Here is a 17,847-nt window from a genome sequence, read left to right as displayed (position 1 = left end):
CGGGTATCGGCTTGAAGCCGTTTAAGGATTTGCTTTTCTGCTCGGAAATTCAAAAAGAGGTCATGAATATGCCTAACCCGAAATCCCTTCTGATCGTCCCGGCTCTGCTGCTGGCTGGGGCTTGCACGAATACAGGCGCAAACTACGTGCCCGTTATTGATGGCCCGGTTGGCCCCAACTACCAGTCGGACCTGCTGCAATGTCAGCAACTGGCGGCGTCTCAGGCAGCGGTCGATGGATCGACCGCGGGTAACGCGGCGATTGGTGCGGCCGGTGCTGCGGCGACCACTGCCATCATTCAGGACAGCAGCGACAATCTGGGTCGCGCTGCTGCGGCGGGGGCTCTGATCGGGGCCGGAGCTGACGTGATCGCGAAGAACCAGAATAAGGAAGTCATCGTGCGCAACTGCATGCGCGGACGCGGCTATAACGTCGTCGGCTGAGGCCGCGCAGTTAGTCGTGTCGGCTAACGCGCGGAAATGGCCTTTCCGGCGGCGTGGCCCGAGGACCACGCCCACTGGAAGTTATAGCCGCCAAGCCAACCGGTGACATCTACAGCTTCACCAATCGCATAGAGGCCGGGGACATCCCTGGCCTCCATCGTTTTTGACGACAGGTCATCTGTGTTAATTCCGCCCAGAGTGACTTCGGCGGTGCGATACCCTTCGGTCCCTGAGGGGGTCAGCTGCCATTCTGACAATGCCGAGATCAGATCGTTCAGCGCGGCGTCGGACTGATCGGCAAGGTTGCCCTTCATCGGGATATGCTGGGCGAGGTGATCCACCAACCGCGATGGCAAGTGCCGGGCGAGTTCGGTGGTCAGCGCCTTGCGCCCTCCGGTCTGTCGCTGATCGCGCAAAAGATCGAACAAAGGCAGGTCCGGGATCAGATTGACGCGGATCGCTTCTCCCTCATGCCAATATGACGAGAGTTGCAACACCGACGGCCCACTGAGGCCGCGATGGGTGAACAGAAGTGCTTCGTCAAAACTCGTGCGGTCGTTGGATAGGCGTACGGGCAGAGAGACGCCTGACAGCTCCTTGAACCTCCCGTCCGAGAAGGTTAACGGAACCAGCGCAGCGCGAGTATTCGTGACGCGTAGATTGAATTGCTGCGCGATGTCATAGGCCAGACCTGTCGCACCCATTTTGGGGATCGATTTGCCGCCGGTTGCCAGCACAAGATTGCGGCCGGTCAGGCTGTGCCGCGCACCTTCGCGGTCGACCTCAAGCGCGAATCCGGCTTCGGTCTTGCGCAGCGCTTTGACATCGGTCCGTAGCCATAAGTCAACCCCGGCCCGGGTCATCTCATCCAGCAGCATCTGCACGATTTGCTTCGAGGTGTCGTCGCAGAACAACTGCCCCAGCGTTTTCTCATGCCATGCGATGCCGTGACGCCCGACTAGATCGATGAAATCCCATTGCGTATAGCGCGCCAACGCGGATTTGCAGAAATGCGGGTTATGCGACTGGAAATTGGCAGGCCCCGCATACATATTGGTGAAGTTGCAGCGCCCGCCGCCCGAGATGCGGATCTTCTCGCCGGGGGCTTTTGCGTGATCGATCACCAGAACCCGCCCGCCGCAATGCGCCGCGCACATCATACCGGCAGCACCGGCCCCGAGGATGATCGTGTCATAGGTCATGCGCTGCGAATGGCGCGGATTGGCCCGGATGGCAAGCGCTGGTAAGACACCCGCTCAAAAACAGAGCGTGTCCAAAGGCCAGCTTCTATCAGGCGAAAGGCACAGTTTCCGCAGCCGAGAGCGCCTGAACAGCAACAGATTAATGTATTTTGAACCGTTGTGAGGCCTACCACCTGTTACCTTGGCCTGAGTGACGATAAAAAAGTGCCAAGTTCCGAGCTGTTTCCCGTTTTGCGGAGTGTATTCACTATGCCGACCAATGTTTTCGGTGCGTTCCGAACCGATACAGATCTGTCTGCGAATGACGTTACCTTCGATCCAACAGGCGTTGTCTTCGAGATTTCGGCCTACAGCCAGATCACTATCGAGGATGGGGCCGACGCTACAATCATCGATGGTGATGACCAGAACAACGAGTTTCCAAACGATCCAACGCAGACCTTCGATGGCAATGTGATCTTCTGGGACTTCACTATCGAAGTCACTGACGGCACCAATACGTACCAGATCGGTATCTTCGACTACGACATCGACGGCAATGGAAACTCGAACGTTATCAACGCGGAATCCGGGTTCTTCATTGGGTTTCTTGATGGCTCTGTTCCACCGCTGAACACGCCTCTGACCGTCAACGGGGTTATCGACAACGGCCCCGATATTGATGTTGATACGGTTGTGCCGTGTTTCGTTTCGGGCACGTTGATCGAAACACCTGATGGCCCACGATTGATTGACGATCTGAACCCAGGTGATTTGGTTCTCACTCAGGATAATGGTGCTCAACCGATCCGTTGGATCGGCACGCAGGACCTCGACAAAATAGATCTGACGCTGAAACCCAAGCTAAGGCCAATCCATATCGCGCAGGGTGCTTTGGGACAGGGCGTTCCTGCGCGTGATCTGTGTGTCTCGCCACAACACCGCATGCTGGTCAAGTCAGCCATTGCTGAGCGCATGTTCGCCAAAGATGAGGTCTTTGTCCCGGCCTGCAAACTGCTCGATCTGCCTGGCGTTTCAGTGCAGACGGGAGGCGCGACGGTTACGTATATCCACCTTCTCCTTGACCACCACGAGGTCATCTTTGCCGAGGGCGCGCCGACGGAAAGCCTGTTCACGGGGCCCGAAGCGCTTAGGGCGATTGGAAAGGATGCGGTCAAAGAATTGCGGCAAATTTTTCCGCAGTTGTTTTTAGACACCCACAAGCCGGAACCCGCGCGACTGGTCCCGAGGAGGGGGAGGCAAATGCGCAATCTGGTGCAGCGTCACGTGAAAAACGGTAAGCCAGTGGTTCAAGGAAAGGCTAAGGCTAGCAGGGGCGGATGACATCTCGTTAAGGCGCGGTTTTTCGTTTGCACGGCTCATTTCCCTAGCCCAAACGCCAATTTCGCTGTAGACTCTCAAACAGATCCCGAAAACGGGACGCGAGTGAGGCAGTAAGTGGCGGTATCTCATGACTGAGATGGTGTATGGCGCGGTCCAGGACCGGCGCGGGGAACCGATTCTACCGAAGTGGTGGCGGACGATTGATCGCTGGACGATGTCCTGCGTTCTGATTCTCTTTGTCATCGGATTGTTGCTTGGGCTGGCCTCATCGCCGCCTCTGGCCGGGCGTAACGGGTTTGATCCCTTCCACTATGTCGAGCGACAGGCTCTTTTCGGCGGATTGGCGCTGATCGCGATGCTGCTGACCTCGATGATGTCGCCGACACTGGTGCGTCGTCTGGCGGTGCTGGGCTTTCTAGGGGCCTTCGTGGCGCTGGCGTTCCTGCCGGTCTTCGGGACGGATTTCGGAAAAGGGGCCGTGCGCTGGTACTCGCTGGGGTTCGCCTCGTTGCAACCGTCCGAGTTTCTAAAGCCTGGATTTGTGGTCGTTGCGGCGTGGCTGCTGGCGGCTTCGCAAGAGATCAATGGCCCTCCGGGGCGGTTGTGGTCCTTTGCGCTGTGTATGGCGATTGTCGGCATGCTGGTGATGCAGCCTGACTTCGGGCAAGCCTGCCTGATCCTGTTCGGCTGGGGCGTGATGTATTTCGTGGCCGGAGCGCCGATGCTTCTGCTGGTTGGCATGGCCGGAGTGGTCGTGCTAGGCGGGATGTTCGCCTATTCCAACTCGGACCACTTTGCGCGCCGCATCGACGGATTTCTGAACCAGGAGGTCGATCCGACCACTCAGCTCGGCTACGCCACCAATGCCATCCGTGAGGGCGGTTTGTTCGGCGTTGGCGTGGGAGAGGGGCAGGTCAAATGGTCTCTGCCTGATGCGCATACGGATTTCATCATCGCCGTGGCGGCCGAGGAATATGGGCTGATCCTGGTGCTGATCATCATCGCGCTTTATTCGATCATCGTTGTGCGCTCGCTGATGCGCCTGATGCGTGAGCGGGATATGTTCATACGTCTGGCTGGGACGGGGTTGGCCTGCATGTTTGGCGTACAGGCGATGATCAATATGGGTGTGGCCGTGCGCCTGTTGCCCGCAAAGGGCATGACGCTGCCCTTTGTCAGCTATGGCGGCTCATCCCTGATCGCAGGTGGTATTGCAGTCGGTATGTTGCTGGCCTTCACACGCTCGCGCCCACAGGGTGAGCTTGGTGATATTCTGCGCGGACGATGCTGATGGGCAAACCTTACCTGTTGATCGCGGCTGGCGGCACCGGGGGCCACATGTTCCCGGCGCAGGCTCTGGCCGAGGCGATGTTGCAAAAAGGCTGGCGCGTGCGTCTGTCGACCGACCCGCGTGGCGCTCGCTATACCGGGGGCTTCCCGCACACGACCGAGATTGTCGAGGCGTCCTCGGCCACATTCGCACGCGGCGGTCTGGCCGCAAAGGCGTTGGTGGGGCCGAAGATTGTAGGCGGTGTGACCAGCATGGCGATGCAGATGTTGCGCGACCGTCCGGACGTGGTTGTGGGCTTTGGCGGCTACCCGTCGATCCCGGCGCTGGGCGCGGCAACGCTGCTGAAACTGCCGCGTATGATCCACGAACAGAACGGCGTTTTGGGGCGTGTGAACCAGCTCTTCGCCACACGCGTGGCCCAAGTGGCCTGCGGTGTTTGGCCGACCGATCTGCCCGAAGGGTCCAGCGGCATTCACACCGGTAACCCGGTCCGCGCCTCGGTGCTGGAGCGGGCCGGTGCGCCCTACATTCCGCCCGGCGAATATCCGATGTCGGTGCTGGTGATGGGTGGCAGTCAGGGTGCGCGTATCCTCAGCGATGTGGTGCCCGAAGCGATCGCGGCTTTGCCGGAATTTCTACGCGGGTTCATCCGCGTCTCGCATCAGGCCCGCGACGAGGATGGTGAGAGGGTCACGGCCTTCTACGCCGATCACGGCATTCGCGCGGATGTGCAGCCGTTCTTTGATGACGTTCCGCGCCGCATGTCGGATGCGCAACTGGTCATCAGCCGTTCGGGCGCGTCGAGCGTGGCCGATATCTCGGTCATCGGCCGCCCCTCAATCCTGATCCCATTTGCCGCCGCCGCAGGGGATCACCAAACCGCCAACGCCCGAGGGCTGGTGCAGGCGGGTGGGGCGATCATGATCCCCGAAAAGGCGCTTGACGTTCCCTCATTGACCGAGCAAATGACCACGGTTTTGACCAACCCCGAAGCCGCACAGAAAATGGCCCATGCCGCCCTCTCGACAGGAGCCCCCGACGCCACCGAGCGGCTGGTCGCCCTTGTCGAGCAACTGGCGCAGAAGGAGACCACATGAACCCCGCAACCAAACTGCCGCAGGACGTAGGACCGATCCATTTCGTTGGGATTGGCGGGATCGGGATGTCGGGGATCGCCGAGGTGTTGCTGAACCTTGGCTACAGGGTGCAGGGGTCGGACCTGAAAGCCTCGAAAATCACGGATCGGTTGGCGTCTCTGGGGGCCGAGATTTTTGTGGGGCAGAAGGCCGAAAACCTGCAGAACGCCGCCGTGGTCGTCACCTCGACCGCGATCAAACCGGGCAACCCGGAACTGGACGAGGCGCGCGCCCAAGGACTGCCGGTCGTTCGCCGCGCTGATATGCTGGCCGAATTGATGCGCCTGCGCTCGAACATTGCCATCGCCGGGACGCATGGCAAAACCACCACGACCACGATGATGGCCGAACTGATGGTGGCCGGAGACTTCGATCCTACCGTCATCAATGGCGGTATCATCCACGCCTATGGTTCGAACGCGCGGATGGGGCAGGGCGAATGGATGGTGGTCGAGGCCGACGAATCCGACGGCTCGTTCAACCGCCTGCCCGCAACCATCGCCATCGTCACCAATATCGACCCCGAGCATATGGAGCATTGGGGTGATTTCGATACGCTGCGCGACGGGTTCTATGAGTTCGTATCGAACCTGCCCTTCTACGGTTTGGCGGTGTGCTGCACGGATCATGCCGAAGTGCAGGCGCTGGTTGGGCGCATTACTGACCGCCGCGTTCGTACCTATGGCTTCAATGCGCAGGCCGATGTGCGGGCTGAGAACCTGACCTACAAAGCCGGCGTCGCGCATTTCGATATCCACCTGCAATATGAGGACAAGGTGATCGAAGGTTGCACCCTGCCGATGCCGGGTGACCACAATGTTTCGAACGCGTTGTCGGCTGTCGCTGTGGCGCGCCATCTGGGCATGAAGACCACTGAAATCCGCGAGGCGCTGGCCAACTTTGGTGGCGTCAACCGCCGCTTCACCAAGGTCGGAGAGGTCGACGGTGTCACCATCATCGACGATTACGGCCACCACCCGGTCGAAATCGCCGCCGTCCTGAAAGCCGCTCGCCAAGCGACCGAGGGCCGCGTGATCGCCGTTCACCAACCGCACCGCTATTCGCGTCTGTCCAACCTGTTCGACGATTTCTGCACCTGCTTCAACGACGCTGACGTGGTCGCCATCGCCGATATCTTCGCCGCCGGAGAAGACCCGATCGAGGGCGCCTCGCGCGATGATCTGGTGCAGGGCCTCATCCGTCACGGCCACCGCCATGCGCGGGCCTTGCTGGACGAAAACGATCTGGAGCGTCTGGTCCGCGAACAAGCCCGCCCGGGCGACATGGTCGTGTGTCTCGGCGCCGGGACAATCAGTGCATGGGCGAACGGGTTGCCTGAGCGGTTGCAACGAAAACAGGCTGTTTGACGGCTGATCTTATTTGCTGCACAACCTGAGGGTGTGTGACCTATTGCCAAGACCGCGTCCCAGGAGGGGACAATGGACTATTCGACCATATTTGCCGCCCTTTGGGTGATCAGCGCCACCATCGTGGCCTTGTTGCCGATGCGGCTGCAATTCCCTCCGGGGATTGTCCTGTTGCTCTGCGCGCCGGTGATGATCCTCTGGCTGGGTTATGACCATGGATGGGTCTGGTCGGCTCTCGCCTTCGGAGGTTTCGTCTCGATGTTCCGCAACCCGATCCGCTATTACTGGCGCAAATGGGTGCGCGGAGAGGTGATGGAATGACCTTCTCTCTTGCCCTCGCGGCCCTTTGGGGCCTTGTTGCGAACCTTCTGGCGATGATCCCCAGCAAGGACAACCACTGGACCCGCGCCTACATCCTGATCGCAGTCGGGATCCCTCTGCTTGGATATGTCACCTATGAGAACGGCCCGTGGATAGGGCTGATAGTCCTCGTGATGGGTATGTCGATCTTGCGCTGGCCGGTGATCTATCTGGGGCGGTGGCTGCGTAGGCGGATTTGACCGTTTCGCTGCGGATACAGGTTGCCAACTCCCTCTGAATCCGCGAGTTAGCAGCTATGACTGTTCTTCCTGTGCCTCGTGGCAAACTGTCCGAAAACCGAAGCCTCAGCGACCTGACATGGCTGCGTGTCGGCGGTCCGGCAGACTATTTGTTCCAACCTGCGGATGTTGAAGATCTGCAGGGCTTTTTGCGCGAACTTCCCGATGATGTCGTGATCTTTCCGATGGGAGTCGGCTCGAACCTCATTGTGCGCGATGGCGGTTTGCGCGCAGTGGTGATCCGGCTGGGCCGGGGCTTCAACGGGATTGAGATCGAGGGCACTACTGTCACCGCAGGTGCTGCGGCGTTGGATGCGCATGTGGCACGTAGAGCGGCGGATGCTGGTGTGGATCTGACCTTTTTGCGCACGATTCCGGGGTCAATCGGTGGGGCCGTGCGCATGAACGCAGGGTGTTATGGTAGCTACACGGCGGATGTTCTGAAAAAGGCCACTATCGTCACACGGCAAGGTGAGGTGATGGACCTTGACCCCGAGGACCTGAACTTTCGCTACCGTCAATCCGATCTGCCTGATGGCGCGGTGCTGATCTCGGCAAGTTTCGAAGGTCCCAAAGGTGACCCCGACGCGCTTCGTGCCCGAATGGCGGCGCAGTTGCAAAAGCGCGACGAAACCCAGCCCACCAAAGACCGCAGCGCCGGTTCGACCTTTCGCAATCCGGCTGGGTTCTCCTCGACGGGGAAGGCGGATGATGTGCATGACCTGAAGGCATGGAAGGTGATCGACGACGCGGGCATGCGTGGGGCCACGAAAGGTGGCGCGCAGATGAGCCCCAAGCACTCGAATTTCCTGATCAACACGGGCGATGCCACCGCCGCAGACCTAGAAGGTCTGGGTGAAGAGGTGCGAAAAAAGGTTTACGAAACAAGCGGCATCACGCTAGAGTGGGAAATCATGCGGGTCGGTGATCCGCTGGAAGAATAAAGCCCCAACCGTCAGACCATAACAGGCAATTAACGGCGACGGATCAAAGGCATAAACACAGTACGGACCACCACATAAGGTCCGGGGACATTGAGGCGCACGTTGGGTATGTCGAGCAAGACAAACCCCAAAGTGGCGGTATTGATGGGTGGCCCCTCGGCGGAACGCGAGGTGTCTCTCAGCTCTGGGCGCGAATGCGCAGCCGCCCTTGTGGGAGAAGGCTTTGAAGTGGTTGAGCTGGATGCAGGTCCCGACCTCTACGCGCGCCTTTTGAACATCAAACCGGATGTGGTCTTCAACGCTCTGCATGGCCGCTGGGGCGAGGATGGCTGTGTGCAGGGCCTGCTTGAGTGGATGCGCATTCCCTACACCCATTCGGGTGTTTTGGCCTCGGCGCTTGCAATGGACAAGCAGCGCAGCAAAGAGGTCTATCAGGCCGAAGGACTGCCCATTGTTCCCAGCGTGATCGTGCCCAAGGTCGAGGTGGTTGAGGTTCATGTGATGGAGCCGCCTTACGTCGCCAAGCCCAACAACGAAGGGTCGAGCGTCGGCATCTACATCGTCCACGAAGGGTCGAACGGTCCTCCGCAGTTGTCGGAGGATATGCCCGATCACATCATGGTCGAAAAATACGTTGCGGGACGTGAGTTGACGGTGACCGTGATGGGTGATCGCGCCCTGACCGTGACTGAGATCATGACGGATGGTGGTTGGTACGACTACGATGCCAAATACAAGCCCGGCGGCTCGTGGCATGTGCTGCCCGCTGACATCCCGCAGGATATCTTTGACCGCTGCATGGGCTACGCTTTGAAAGCGCACAACGCTTTGGGCTGCCGCGGCGTGACCCGTACCGACTACCGTTGGGACGACACTATGGGCGCGGATGGGTTGTTCCTTCTGGAAACGAACACCCAGCCCGGTATGACGCCAACCTCTCTGGTGCCGGAACAGGCAGAACATTGCGGGATGAGTTTCGGACAGCTCTGTGCCTGGATGGTGGAGGACGCTTCATGCGACCGCTAAGAGCCTCCCGCGCGCCGGTGATCCATCGGGCCAAACCTCTGGCCGGGCCGGATGCCGATTTCGAAGCCGCCGATACCGAATCCCATTATACGCAGCCTGTTCTGCGTTTGGGCGGGGTGAAGCTGTTCAAACGCACCGCGCGCCGGTCTGACCCGGCCCCCTCGCGCCTCAGCTACCGGTTCCAGCGCTGGATGCTGACACCGGGCATCCGCATGGGCGTCAAGCTGGGTCTGCCTGTCTGCGTTGTTGCGGCGGCCGTCGGGCTCTACTTTGCGTCCGAGGAACGGCGCGAGGCGCTCAATACCTATATCGCCGACATCCGGACCTCGATTCAGGAACGTCCTGAGTTCATGGTCAATCTGATGGCCATTGATGGCGCGGGCTCCGGCTTGTCGGATGACATTCGCGAGGTGGTGCCTCTGGATTTCCCGATCAGCTCTTGGGATCTGGATGTCGAACAGATGCGCGACACGATTATCGGCCTGGACCCGGTGAAATCGGCCACCGTGCGCATTCGGCCCGGTGGCATCCTGCAGGTGGACGTTGTCGAGCGTCAGCCTGTCATCGTGTGGCGCACCCGAAAGTCTATCGAGCTTTTGGATGAGACCGGCGTTCATGTGGACCTGATCGCGTCGCGCAAGGATCACATCGATCTGCCTTTGATCGCGGGCAAGGGCGCGGATGAGCATGTCGCTGAAGCGCTTGAGATTTTCCGCACCTCACGCAGCCTTGGCAGCCGTGTTCGGGGCCTTGTGCGCATTGGTGAGCGGCGCTGGGATCTGGTGCTGGATCGCGGCCAGCGCATCATGCTGCCGACGGACCGGCCAGTGCGCGCGCTCGAACGGGTGCTGGCCGTGAACGAAGTGCAGGATCTGTTGGAGCGAGACGTGTCCGTGGTGGATATGCGCCTCGGACAGCGGCCAACTATCAGAATGACCAAAGCCGCCAGCGAAGACTGGTGGAATACAAAAGTGACAGTGGGTAACGGGCAGTAACGACCATGATGACCGATCTCTATCAGTCCCAACGCGCCATGCGGCAAATGCGCAGACAAGCGATGCAGCGGGGCGTTATCGCCATTCTGGATGTGGGTAGCTCGAAAATCTCGTGCCTCGTGCTGCGGTTTGATGGCACCGGGCGGCTGAGTGAGGATAACACCATCGGCTCGATGGCCGGGCAGACCGGGTTCCGGGTCATTGGCGCGGCGACCACCCGCTCGCGCGGGGTGCAGTTCGGCGAAGTCACGGCCATGCAGGAAACCGAGCGTGCGATCCGCACCGCCCTGCAAGCCGCGCAGAAGATGGCCGATATCCGAGTCGATCATGTGATCGCTTGTTTCTCGGGTGCGAACCCACGTTCCTACGGTTTGGATGCGCAGGTCGATCTGGAAGGCCAGCTTGTGACCGAGGCCGAGGTCGGCCGTGTTCTGAACGCCTGCGACGTCCCGGATTACGGGGCAGGGCGCGAGGTTCTGCATGCCCAACCGGTGAATTTCGCATTGGACAACCGATCGGGGCTGATCGACCCGCGCGGGCAAATGGGACAATCTCTGGCCGTCGACATGCATATGCTGACCGTCGACGCGATTTCGATCCAGAACATCGTCCGCTGCATCAAGCGGTGCGATCTGGAGCTCGCAGGGATTGCGAACTCGGCCTATGTGTCGGGTATCTCGGCGCTGGTCGAGGATGAGCAGGAGCTGGGCGCGGCCTGTATCGACATGGGCGGCGGTACGACCAGCGTGTCGATCTTCATGAAGAAACACATGATCTACGCTGATTGCGTGCGCATGGGTGGTGATCACGTCACGCAGGATATCTCGATGGGTCTGGGTGTGCCAACCGCCGTGGCCGAGCGGATCAAGACCTTCAATGGCGGTGTCCACGCGACCGGAGCCGACGATCGCGACCTGATCGATATCGGCGGCGATACCGGCGATTGGGAACATGATCGCCGCACCGTCAGCCGGGCCGAGCTGATCGGGATCATGCGCCCTCGGGTCGAAGAGATTCTGGAAGAGGTTCGCGTCCGTCTGGATGCCGCCGGGTTCGAGCATATGCCCAGCCAGCAGATCGTGCTGACCGGTGGAGGCAGTCAGATCATGGGGCTGGACGGCCTCGCGACCCGTATACTTGGCCAGCGCGTCCGTTTGGGCCGCCCGCTGCGCGTTCACGGCCTGCCGCAATCCGCGACTGGTCCGGGCTTTTCCTCGGCCGTTGGTCTAAGCCTGTTTGCGGCGCATCCGCAGGATGAGTGGTGGGATTTCGAGGTCCCTGTCGACACCTATGCCGCGCGGCCGTTTAAGCGCGCCGTTCGGTGGTTCCGTGACAATTGGTAGAACTCTGCGCCGCGCCTTGTGCGTGGCGCTTGCGCCCGGCCTCGCTTCGGCGCAGTCCGTCATCTCACCTGAGAAGTTTCTGGATGCTGTGCTGGGCAAAACGGTGCAGTTCCACGAAATCCGCAGCGGTGATCTGGTGGGAACCGAGCAATTCCTGAACCGCAAGACCTCGGTCTGGCGGGTTGAAGGTGGGGCATGCGTCTACGGTCAGATCACAACACCGAATGGGCAGGTCTGTTTTCTCTATGATGATGATACAGACGGCATTCCTGTTTGCTGGTGGCCGTTCGAGTACGAGGGCCGTTTGATGGTCCGGCTGGCAGAGCTGGGCAATGGTGAAATCCAGGAGGTGCGCAGCATGACCAATCACAGCCTGAATTGTCCAAGTGCCCCAATCAGTTGAAAAACACCTTGCGGAGGCCTGCTTTATCCCTCAAGATATCCACAGGACCCGTCAGAGGTCTTGCGGCAGGACATTGAGCAGTTTTCCGCAGTAGTTTTGGTTCGAATTCGAGGCGTGACGCATAGGTCGTTCACTGCTCGGATGCTCTGTGTCTTGTAGTGATCCGCGTTGTTTCCGCTATATTTGGCAAAGCATGCGAAATGCCGCCGGTTGCTGCCTTATTTCGTCCATATTTTGTGGAATCACGTGATTTTTGACGTGACCTTTACGCATCACATCGCTAGAATCAAAGATGGATAGGTAAAGAAAAACACCGCTTTGGCGGAACAAAAATACAGGCGGACAGAGCATGACATTGAATCTTTCGATGCCCGGGCACGACGAACTGAAGCCTCGGATTACAGTATTTGGCGTTGGCGGTGCGGGCGGTAACGCAGTCAACAATATGATTGAGAAACAGCTGGACGGCGTGGATTTCGTCGTCGCGAACACCGACGCGCAGGCGCTGCAGCAAAGCCAGTCCTCGGCGCGGGTGCAGCTGGGTGTGAAAGTCACCGAAGGTCTGGGGGCAGGGGCCCGACCAACCGTTGGCGCCGCTGCCGCAGAAGAAAGCATTGAACAGATTGTCGACCATCTCGCGGGCGCGCACATGTGCTTCATCACTGCCGGTATGGGCGGTGGCACCGGGACGGGTGCTGCTCCGATCATCGCGCAGGCCGCGCGTGAGCTGGGCGTTCTGACCGTTGGCGTCGTTACCAAACCCTTCCAGTTTGAAGGGGCCAAGCGCATGCGTCAGGCCGAAGACGGCGTTGAGTCGCTTCAAAAGGTTGTCGACACGCTGATCATCATCCCCAACCAAAACCTGTTCCGTCTGGCCAATGAAAAGACCACCTTCACCGAGGCGTTCTCGATGGCGGACGACGTTCTGTATCAGGGTGTAAAGGGTGTGACCGATCTGATGGTCCGTCCGGGCCTGATCAACCTCGACTTCGCGGACGTGCGCGCCGTGATGGACGAGATGGGCAAGGCGATGATGGGCACAGGCGAAGCCACTGGCGAAGATCGCGCCATTCAGGCGGCGGAAAAGGCCATCGCCAACCCGCTGCTGGACGAAATCAGCCTCAAGGGCGCGAAGGGTGTGCTGATCAACATCACCGGGTCGCACGACCTGACGCTGTTCGAACTGGACGAAGCCGCCAACCGCATCCGTGAGGAAGTGGACCCCGAGGCGAACATTATCGTTGGCTCGACGCTGGATACCGCAATGGAAGGTGGCATGCGCGTTTCGGTCGTCGCAACTGGTATCGACGCCAGCGAGAAGACCTCGGAAGTTCCGGTCGCGCGCCGCTCGATGTCCGAGCCTCTGACTCGCACTGTTTCAGCTGAAGAGCCAGTCCAGGAAGAGGCACCCGCCGCAGCCGAGGCCGCGCCGGTTCAGACCGAAAACCGCGAACCGTCGTTGTTCGAAGCGGCGGAAGAGCCGGCCCCAAGCCAGTTCCAGCCGCAGGTTGAGCAGGATGATGATGGTCTTCCTCCCCCAGCCTACCAACCGCGCGTGGCCGAATTCGAGCCGCAGCCGGAACCGGTTGAAAAGACCCCCGAAACCTATACCGCGCCACATCAGCATTCTGCCGGCACCCCCTCGCCCGAGGCGCTGCAGCGCCTTCAGGCCGCCGTTCAGAATGTCCCCTCAGCGGCGCAACGCCTGACGGCTACTCGGCCTCAGGAACCAGCCCCTCAGCCGCAGGCAGAACACGAAGAGCGCCCCCGATTCGGGTTCAATCGTCTGATCGACCGGATGACCGGCCACGCGGCAGATACACCTGCGCAACCGCCGCGTCATCAGCCGCAAATGCGCCAGGCTGACGCTACGGTACCTGTGCAGGAAGAGGCTGATCCGGATCAGGATCGTATCGAAATTCCGGCCTTCCTGCGCCGTCAAGCGAACTAATCGCGGTAACAAAATCATCGTAAAGGGTCGCCAAAAGGCGGCCCTTTCTTCATGATTTACAGGATCTTAAATAGCCCTGAGCAGGGTTTTGCCGATCTGTCACATTCATGTTTCATTCAGTTGCAAAGAGTGAGTTGAGCCTGAGAGGCCTCTTCCTTAACTCAGTGTCCAACACAGCCCGCATAGGCTGGACACCACGCTCTGAGGCCCATTTTGCAACATACGCTCAAATCTCCGGTTACGTTTAAAGGCGTTGGACTGCATGGCGGTCAGCCTGCAATCATGGTTCTGAAACCGGCAGCTGCCGGTCACGGGATCTGGTTCAAACGGACGGATATTGAGCTGGGCAATGCGTTGATCCCTGCAGTTTACGACATGGTCGAGCGTACACCGCTTTGCACCCGTCTTGTGAATGACGCCGGTGTTTCCGTCTCGACCATTGAACATATCATGGCGGCGCTTGCCGGGTGTGGGGTCCACAACGCCCTGATCGAAATTGATGGTCCCGAAGTTCCGATTATGGATGGATCCTCGATCGACTTTGTACGGGGCATTATGGCGAAGGGCGTTCGCCGGCAGGCCAGCCCGGTTCTGGCCTACGAAGTGTTGAAGCCTGTGACGGCGTCTCGTGAAGGGGCCAGTGCCTCGATCAAGCCTGCGGACGGGCTGATCATCGACTTCCACATCGATTTCGAGGATGCGGCCATCGGGAGCCAAACGAAAACGCTGGATATGCGCAACGGGTCCTTCGTGCGCGAACTTAGCGATAGCCGCACCTTCTGCCGTCGGATCGACGTCGAAACCATGCGTGAGAACGGCTTGGCTTTGGGCGGGACGCTGGAAAACGCGGTGGTCGTTCAGGGCACCGAGATTCTTACACCGGGCGGTTTCCGCCACGCGGATGAAGCTGTGCGCCATAAGATGCTGGACGCGCTGGGCGATCTCTATCTGGCAGGCGGTCCGATTCTGGGTCACTTCACCGGCGACAAGTCGGGCCATTCCATGACCAACACGCTGCTGCGCACATTGTTCGAGACGCCTGGCGCGGTTCGTCCGATCCTTTGTACCCCCGAGCAGGCCGCCCGTCTGCCCGGTCAGGGCCTGATTGCCGCCGAAATCCCTGCCGTCGCCTGATCTGATCAACTCTGACGACATTTCCGCCATGAAGTGGATAATGCGTTTTGCACCAGAATTTTCTGTGCTAGACCGAGGCTCGATCCGGTTGGGATCCTGTGAGTAAGACGACTAAGGATGAGCGGTATGGTTGGCAACAAAGCGGCAGTCAGATTCGCAAGCGCGATTCTTCTGGCAGCAGTTTTGAGCGCCTGCGGCAACGGGGGAGGCCTGTTCGGTAGCAAAGGCGCGGATCGGGATCAGAACCTTGAGGGTTTCACGCCGGAACAGATCTATACGCGCGGTGAATATGAGCTGTCGCAGAATCGCTCGGACGACGCGGCGTGGTATTTCTCGGAAGTTGAGCGTCTGTATCCCTATTCCGATTGGGCCAAACGTGCGCTGATCATGCAGGCGTTTTCGTTCCACGCTGACAAGAATTACGAAGAAAGCCGGGCCGCGGCTCAGCGCTATATTGACTTCTACCCAACCGACGAAGATGCGGCCTACGCGCAGTATCTTCTGGCGCTCAGCTACTATGACCAGATTGACGAAGTTGGCCGCGATCAGGGTCTGACCTTTCAGGCCCTACAAGCGCTGCGCACCGTGATCGAGGTTTATCCGGACAGCGAATACACCACTTCTGCTGTGCTGAAATTCGATCTGGCCTTTGACCATCTGGCTGGCAAGGAGATGGAGATCGGGCGCTATTACCTGCGTCAGGATCACCACGTCGCGGCCATCAACCGGTTCCGCGTCGTCGTTGAGGATTTTCAGACCACCTCTCACACCGCCGAGGCGCTTTATCGCCTGATCGAGGCATATCTGTCTCTAGGCCTATTTGATGAGGCGCAGACAGCAGGTGCGATCCTCGGGTACAACTACCAGTCCTCGGAATGGTATGATGACGGGTACAAGCTGCTGACCTCGCGTGGGTTGGATCTAAAGAGCCGTGGTAACAACTGGCTCAGCACGATCTATCGCCAGACGATTAAAGGTGAGTGGTTGTAGTCGCCATGTCATCAGGCTTGGGACGTTAAAGACCCGATGCTGCGCGCCCTCGATATTCGCGACATGCTGATCATTGACCGGCTGGAATTGAGTTTTCAGCCGGGCTTGAACGCGTTGACCGGTGAAACTGGCGCGGGCAAGTCGATCCTTCTGGACTCACTGGGCTTTGTTCTAGGCTGGCGTGGACGGGCCGAGCTGGTTCGCCAAGGCGCTGCACAGGGCGAGGTTGTCGCCGAGTTCGAACTGCCTGAAGGCCACCCCGCCCATGCTGTTCTGTCTGAGGCCGGTTTGCCAGGTGGCGAAGAACTGATTCTGCGCCGGGTTAACACGGCAGAGGGCCGAAAAACCGCTTGGGTCAATGATCGCCGCTGTTCAGGTGAAGTCCTCCGCGCTTTGTCGGAAACGCTGATCGAATTGCATGGGCAGCATGATGACCGGGGACTGTTGAACCCTCGTGGGCACCGTGTGCTGCTGGATGACTACGCTCAGGTCTCGGAACTATTGGCCAAGGTACGTCAGGCGTGGTCCGAGATGTCGCGCAGCCGCAAAGCCCTAGCCGAGACTGAGGCCGCTTTGGCCGCCATGCGCGCCGAAGAGGAGTTCCTGCGCCATTCTGTGGCCGAGTTGGACAAGCTCGACCCGCAACCCGGCGAGGACGCAGATCTCGACGCTCGCCGCCGCATGATGCAGGGGGCGGAGCGTATCCGCGACGACGTCGCTCGTGCATTTGACCTACTGGGTGGCGACGGGGCCGAAGGCGCGATGTCGGATGCGATACGCTGGCTCGAGGGTGTGTCGGACTCTGCAGGCGGACAATTGGAGGAACCGATCGCAGCGCTTGGCCGGGCCATGATCGAATTGGGCGTGGCGCAGGATGGTGTGAACACCTGCCTTCAGGCGCTGGACTTCAACCCCGCCGAACTGGAAGCCGCCGAGGAGCGTTTGTTCGCCATCCGAGCACTGGCCCGTAAACATGATGTGGCCCCGGATGATTTGGGCACGTTTGCTGATACGCTGCGTGATCGTCTGGGCAAGCTTGATGCGGGCGATGCCGATCTGGCCGACCAACGTGCCGCGGTCGAGGCGGCCCAGGCGACCTATGATGCGGCTGCGGCAGATCTTAGCGCTGCGCGTCAAGCGGCGGCTGGACAATTGGATCAGGCCGTCATGGCCGAGCTTGCGCCGCTTAAAATGGAACGTGCGGTGTTTCGGACAGAGCTTACCGAGTCCGATCCCGGACCCGAGGGCACCGACGCGGTGGCCTTTACGGTTGCCACCAATCCAGGCGCACCATCGGGACCGCTGAACAAAATCGCCTCAGGCGGGGAACTCAGCCGTTTTCTGCTGGCATTGAAGGTTTGCCTGTCCGGCGATGACAGCGCCCGGACCATGATTTTTGATGAGATCGACCGGGGTGTGGGCGGCGCGACGGCCGATGCGGTGGGTCGCAGGCTGGCGTCTCTGGCGCAGGGCGGGCAGGTTCTGGTCGTCACGCATTCCCCTCAGGTCGCGGCGCGAGCAGCCCATCACTGGCGTGTGCAGAAGCAGGTCACCGATGGCCAAACGCTTTCAACCGTTGTGCCGCTGGCCGAAATAGATCGCGTGGACGAAATTGCCCGCATGGTCTCGGGCGATACGATCACAGAGGAAGCGCGGGCGGCTGCTCGCGCTTTGTTGGAGGCTTAGTGCGTCTTTGGCGC

General features: G+C 59.9%; 17 protein-coding genes. 16 read left to right on the top strand and 1 reads right to left on the bottom strand.

Going from position 1 to position 17,847, the window contains the following annotated elements; translation table 11 throughout:
* Nucleotides 1–68 precede the first annotated feature (68 nt).
* Nucleotides 69–443, top strand: coding sequence for a glycine zipper family protein (locus ACR0KL_RS16530; RefSeq protein ID WP_170702515.1), 375 nt, complete (start codon nt 69–71; stop codon nt 441–443).
* A gap of 23 nt (nt 444–466) precedes the next feature.
* On the opposite strand, the gene ACR0KL_RS16525 is transcribed toward ACR0KL_RS16530, so the two are convergent.
* Nucleotides 467–1,645 (bottom strand): BaiN/RdsA family NAD(P)/FAD-dependent oxidoreductase, encoded by a 1,179-nt coding sequence (locus ACR0KL_RS16525; RefSeq protein ID WP_170678425.1) that lies wholly within the window; start codon nt 1,643–1,645, stop codon nt 467–469.
* A 249-nt stretch (nt 1,646–1,894) separates the two neighbouring features.
* Between ACR0KL_RS16525 and ACR0KL_RS16520 the strand changes: the two genes are divergently transcribed.
* From ACR0KL_RS16520 to recN, 15 genes are all read left to right on the top strand, one after another.
* The gene (locus ACR0KL_RS16520) at nt 1,895–2,968 is read left to right on the top strand and encodes a Hint domain-containing protein (protein ID WP_170678427.1); all 1,074 of its coding nucleotides are present in this window, start codon (nt 1,895–1,897) and stop codon (nt 2,966–2,968) included.
* 127 nt (nt 2,969–3,095) lie between these two features.
* Nucleotides 3,096–4,259 carry a putative lipid II flippase FtsW gene (ftsW, locus tag ACR0KL_RS16515; protein WP_170678429.1) on the top strand — a complete coding sequence of 388 codons (1,164 nt, stop codon included), beginning with the start codon at nt 3,096–3,098 and terminating at the stop codon, nt 4,257–4,259.
* Nucleotides 4,259–5,356 (top strand): UDP-N-acetylglucosamine--N-acetylmuramyl-(pentapeptide) pyrophosphoryl-undecaprenol N-acetylglucosamine transferase, encoded by a 1,098-nt coding sequence (locus tag ACR0KL_RS16510; protein ID WP_170527133.1) that lies wholly within the window; start codon nt 4,259–4,261, stop codon nt 5,354–5,356. Before ftsW ends, ACR0KL_RS16510 begins: the two co-directional genes overlap by 1 nt.
* A complete protein-coding gene (gene murC, locus ACR0KL_RS16505) occupies nt 5,353–6,762 on the top strand; it encodes a UDP-N-acetylmuramate--L-alanine ligase (RefSeq protein WP_170678431.1) in 1,410 nt (469 codons plus the stop codon). The genes ACR0KL_RS16510 and murC overlap by 4 nt, the downstream gene beginning before the upstream one ends.
* Nucleotides 6,763–6,834: 72 nt before the next feature.
* Nucleotides 6,835–7,083, top strand: a complete 249-nt coding sequence (locus tag ACR0KL_RS16500) for a DUF2484 family protein (RefSeq protein ID WP_170678433.1) — start codon at nt 6,835–6,837, stop codon at nt 7,081–7,083.
* Nucleotides 7,080–7,322 (top strand): DUF2484 family protein, encoded by a 243-nt coding sequence (locus tag ACR0KL_RS16495; RefSeq protein WP_170374999.1) that lies wholly within the window; start codon nt 7,080–7,082, stop codon nt 7,320–7,322. The genes ACR0KL_RS16500 and ACR0KL_RS16495 overlap by 4 nt, the downstream gene beginning before the upstream one ends.
* 56 nt (nt 7,323–7,378) lie before the next feature.
* Nucleotides 7,379–8,305 (top strand): UDP-N-acetylmuramate dehydrogenase, encoded by a 927-nt coding sequence (murB, locus tag ACR0KL_RS16490; RefSeq protein WP_170678435.1) that lies wholly within the window; start codon nt 7,379–7,381, stop codon nt 8,303–8,305.
* 108 nt (nt 8,306–8,413) lie between these two features.
* Complete coding sequence (locus tag ACR0KL_RS16485; RefSeq protein ID WP_480777288.1) at nt 8,414–9,331, top strand: D-alanine--D-alanine ligase; 918 nt, start codon at nt 8,414–8,416, stop codon at nt 9,329–9,331.
* Complete coding sequence (locus ACR0KL_RS16480) at nt 9,319–10,326, top strand: cell division protein FtsQ/DivIB (protein WP_480777287.1); 1,008 nt, start codon at nt 9,319–9,321, stop codon at nt 10,324–10,326. Before ACR0KL_RS16485 ends, ACR0KL_RS16480 begins: the two co-directional genes overlap by 13 nt.
* A gap of 8 nt (nt 10,327–10,334) precedes the next feature.
* Nucleotides 10,335–11,669 (top strand): cell division protein FtsA, encoded by a 1,335-nt coding sequence (gene ftsA, locus ACR0KL_RS16475; protein WP_170678608.1) that lies wholly within the window; start codon nt 10,335–10,337, stop codon nt 11,667–11,669.
* Nucleotides 11,656–12,072 (top strand): hypothetical protein, encoded by a 417-nt coding sequence (locus ACR0KL_RS16470; protein ID WP_170678441.1) that lies wholly within the window; start codon nt 11,656–11,658, stop codon nt 12,070–12,072. The genes ftsA and ACR0KL_RS16470 overlap by 14 nt, the downstream gene beginning before the upstream one ends.
* A 349-nt stretch (nt 12,073–12,421) precedes the next feature.
* Nucleotides 12,422–14,023, top strand: coding sequence for a cell division protein FtsZ (ftsZ, locus tag ACR0KL_RS16465; protein ID WP_480777286.1), 1,602 nt, complete (start codon nt 12,422–12,424; stop codon nt 14,021–14,023).
* 213 nt (nt 14,024–14,236) lie between these two features.
* The gene (lpxC, locus tag ACR0KL_RS16460; RefSeq protein WP_170678445.1) at nt 14,237–15,157 is read left to right on the top strand and encodes a UDP-3-O-acyl-N-acetylglucosamine deacetylase; all 921 of its coding nucleotides are present in this window, start codon (nt 14,237–14,239) and stop codon (nt 15,155–15,157) included.
* 126 nt (nt 15,158–15,283) lie between these two features.
* The gene (locus ACR0KL_RS16455; RefSeq protein WP_480777304.1) at nt 15,284–16,147 is read left to right on the top strand and encodes an outer membrane protein assembly factor BamD; all 864 of its coding nucleotides are present in this window, start codon (nt 15,284–15,286) and stop codon (nt 16,145–16,147) included.
* 36 nt (nt 16,148–16,183) lie between these two features.
* Complete coding sequence (gene recN, locus ACR0KL_RS16450) at nt 16,184–17,833, top strand: DNA repair protein RecN (RefSeq protein ID WP_480777285.1); 1,650 nt, start codon at nt 16,184–16,186, stop codon at nt 17,831–17,833.
* Nucleotides 17,834–17,847 lie beyond the last annotated feature (14 nt).

The sequence above is a fragment of the Ruegeria sp. C8 genome, assembly GCF_056537565.1.
The sequence above is the reverse complement of the archived record's forward strand: the minus strand, read 5'-3'. Positions and strand labels throughout refer to the sequence as shown.

Excerpts from the sequence above, each read along its gene's own strand:
- ACR0KL_RS16525 (WP_170678425.1), bottom strand. The coding sequence starts at position 1,645 with ATGACCTATGACACGATCATCCTCGGGGCCGGTGCTGCCGGTATGATG.
- ACR0KL_RS16455 (WP_480777304.1), top strand. The coding sequence starts at position 15,284 with ATGGTTGGCAACAAAGCGGCAGTCAGATTCGCAAGCGCGATTCTTCTG.
- ftsZ (WP_480777286.1), top strand. The coding sequence starts at position 12,422 with ATGACATTGAATCTTTCGATGCCCGGGCACGACGAACTGAAGCCTCGG.
- ACR0KL_RS16485 (WP_480777288.1), top strand. The coding sequence starts at position 8,414 with ATGTCGAGCAAGACAAACCCCAAAGTGGCGGTATTGATGGGTGGCCCC.
- ACR0KL_RS16530 (WP_170702515.1), top strand. The coding sequence starts at position 69 with ATGCCTAACCCGAAATCCCTTCTGATCGTCCCGGCTCTGCTGCTGGCT.
- ftsW (WP_170678429.1), top strand. The coding sequence starts at position 3,096 with ATGACTGAGATGGTGTATGGCGCGGTCCAGGACCGGCGCGGGGAACCG.
- ACR0KL_RS16495 (WP_170374999.1), top strand. The coding sequence starts at position 7,080 with ATGACCTTCTCTCTTGCCCTCGCGGCCCTTTGGGGCCTTGTTGCGAAC.
- ftsA (WP_170678608.1), top strand. The coding sequence starts at position 10,335 with ATGACCGATCTCTATCAGTCCCAACGCGCCATGCGGCAAATGCGCAGA.
- ACR0KL_RS16520 (WP_170678427.1), top strand. The coding sequence starts at position 1,895 with ATGCCGACCAATGTTTTCGGTGCGTTCCGAACCGATACAGATCTGTCT.
- recN (WP_480777285.1), top strand. The coding sequence starts at position 16,184 with ATGCTGCGCGCCCTCGATATTCGCGACATGCTGATCATTGACCGGCTG.
- ACR0KL_RS16500 (WP_170678433.1), top strand. The coding sequence starts at position 6,835 with ATGGACTATTCGACCATATTTGCCGCCCTTTGGGTGATCAGCGCCACC.
- murB (WP_170678435.1), top strand. The coding sequence starts at position 7,379 with ATGACTGTTCTTCCTGTGCCTCGTGGCAAACTGTCCGAAAACCGAAGC.
- ACR0KL_RS16510 (WP_170527133.1), top strand. The coding sequence starts at position 4,259 with ATGGGCAAACCTTACCTGTTGATCGCGGCTGGCGGCACCGGGGGCCAC.
- murC (WP_170678431.1), top strand. The coding sequence starts at position 5,353 with ATGAACCCCGCAACCAAACTGCCGCAGGACGTAGGACCGATCCATTTC.
- ACR0KL_RS16480 (WP_480777287.1), top strand. The coding sequence starts at position 9,319 with ATGCGACCGCTAAGAGCCTCCCGCGCGCCGGTGATCCATCGGGCCAAA.